The sequence below is a fragment of the Nocardia amamiensis NBRC 102102 genome (genome assembly GCF_001612745.1).
In the GTDB taxonomy this organism is placed as follows: Bacteria; Actinomycetota; Actinomycetes; order Mycobacteriales; family Mycobacteriaceae; genus Nocardia; species Nocardia amamiensis.
Map to the genome: position 1 here is coordinate 1 of NZ_BDBA01000386.1, position 2,514 is coordinate 2,514.

The following is a 2,514-nucleotide window of genomic DNA, read 5'->3' on the forward strand; positions in this document are numbered from 1 at the left end:
ATAGACGTAGACAACACCATTGCTGACGCCACCCGTAGTCGTCACAGTGACCGAGACCGTGCCGGTGGCCGCGGGAGCGACCGCGGTGATCTCGGTATCCGACACCACCGTGAAGGACGTGGCCGGTGTCCCATCGAAGTGCACCGCCGTGGCGCCGGTGAAGTTGGTGCCGGTCACGGTGACGGCGTTGCCACCGGTCTCCGGACCGGAATCCGGGACGATCGAGGCGAGAACAGGTGCCGGGACGAAGGTGTAGAGGACAGCGTCACTCGTACCGCCGATAGTGGTCACGGTCACCGCCGCCGTCCCCGTGCCCGCCGGAGCGACCACCGTGATCTCGGTATCCGACACCACACTGAACGAGATCGCCGAAGTCAGGCCGAAGTCCACGGCAGTCGCGCCGGTCAAGTTCGTGCCGGTAAGGGTCACCGTATTGCCACCGCTCTCGGGACCAGAGTCGGGAACAATCGTCGCGACGGTGGGCGCCGGGACATAGATATAGGGCACACCGTTGCTGGTACCCCCCGCCGTAGTGACGGTGACATTCACCGACCCGGTCGCCGCGGGCACGACCGCACTGATCTCCGTATCCGACACCACGGTGAACGAAACCGCCGCGTTCCCACCGAAATTCACCGCGGTAGTGCCGTTGAGTTCCGCTCCGGTCAGGATGACCGTATTGCCACCGGTTTGCGGACCAGAGTCAGGAACCACCGAGGCCAGCGTGGGTACCGGGACGTAGGAGTAGGTCAGCGGATTGCCGGTACCACCTGGAGTCGTGATCGTGACCGCGACTGTCCCGGTCCCCGCAGGGGCGACCGCGGTGATCACAGCATCCGAAATCACTGTGAAGGACGCGGCCGGTGTCCCGCCGAATTCCACGGTCGTCGCACCGGTGAATCGGGTGCCGATGAGGCTGACGGTGTTACCACCCGTCTCAGGACCAGAGCCCGGGACGATCGAGGTGAGCGTCGGCGCCGGAACGAAGGTGTAGAAGACCGCACCGCTGGTTCCGCCAATAGTGGTGACGGTTACCGCGGCCGTGCCGGTACGCGCCGGAGCAACCGCCGTGATCTGGGTGTCCGACACCACAGTGAAAGATGCCGCCGGAGTCAGCCCGAAGTCCACAGCAGTCGTACCGGTGAAGTTCGTGCCGGTGAGAGTGACGGTATTGCCACCGCTTTCCGGACCCGCGCCGGGAACTACCGAGGCGAGCGTGGGCGCCGGGATATAGGTGTAGAGGACACCGTTGCTGATGCCACCCGCCGTAGTGACGGTGACATTCACCGGCCCGGTCCCCGCGGGCACGACCGCACTGACTTCGGTATCCGACACCACGACGAACGAAACCGCCGCGCTCCCACCGAAATCAACCGCTGTCGTGGTGCTGAATCCCGTACCGGCCAGGATGACCGTGTTACCGCCGGTCTCCGGACCGGAATCGGGGACCACCGTGCTGAGGCTCGGTGCCGGGACGTACGTGTAGGAGACGCCGTTGCTGATGCCCCCCGGAGTGGTGACGGTGACCGCGACCGTGCCGGTTCCGGCGGGGGCGACCGCGCTGATCTCGGTATCGGAGACGATGGTGAACGAAACTGCCCCTGTCCCACCGAAATCCACCGCACTGGCCGCGGTGAGTCCGGTGCCCGTCAGCGTGACGGTGTTGGCGCCCGCGGTGGGTCCCTGGTTCGGGTCGACCGAGGTGAGGGCTGGGACTCCGAGGTAGGTGTACGGGACCTCGTTGCTGACGCCGAACTGATTGGTGACCGCGACCGGCACCGTTCCGGTCCCGGCGGGGACGACGGCCGTGATCTGCGCATCGGAGTCCACGGTGAAGGACGTCGCCGCGGTGGCGCCGAAATCCACCGCGAGGGTCCCGGTGAAGTTTTCGCCTTGGAGCACGACCGTGTTGCCACCTGCCTCAGGGCCCAGATCGGGGACCACTGCCAGGAGGGCGGGGGCATCGCCGTAGGTGTAGAGGAGCTCGTTACTGGTACCGGTCGGCGAGACAACGGTGACCGGCACCGTACCGGTCCCGGCGGGGACGACGGCGCTGATCTGGGTATCGGACAGGACGGTAAACGAGCCTGCCGCGGCCGCACCGAACACAACCGAGGTGACACCGGCCAGGTTGCTACCGGTCAGGATCACGGTATTGCCGCCCTCGACCGGCCCCGAATTCGGAACGACCGAATCGAGGGTGGGAACGAGAACGTAGGTGTAGGAAACGGCGTTGCTGGCGCCGCCCGGTGTGGTGACGGTGACCGCGGCAGTGCCGCTGCCCGCGGGGACGACCGCGGTGATCTCGGTGCCCGACACCACGACGAAGGAAGTCGCTGGTGTGCCGCCGAACGTGACAGCGGTGGTACCGGTGAGGTTGGTACCGGTGAGCGTCACGGTGTTCCCGCCGGTCTCCGGGCCGAAGCCAGGACTGACAGAAGCAAGCGTCGGCGCCGGGACATAGGTGTAGGGCACTGCGTTGCTGACAACACCCGCCGTAGCAACAGTGACCAT

1 protein-coding gene is annotated in these 2,514 nt (G+C 66.2%); it reads right to left on the reverse strand.

Going from position 1 to position 2,514, the window contains the following annotated elements; all coding sequences use genetic code 11:
• The coding region (locus NA4_RS37920; RefSeq protein WP_174553054.1) for a beta strand repeat-containing protein at window positions 1-2,514 on the reverse strand (2,514 nt) is incomplete at both ends.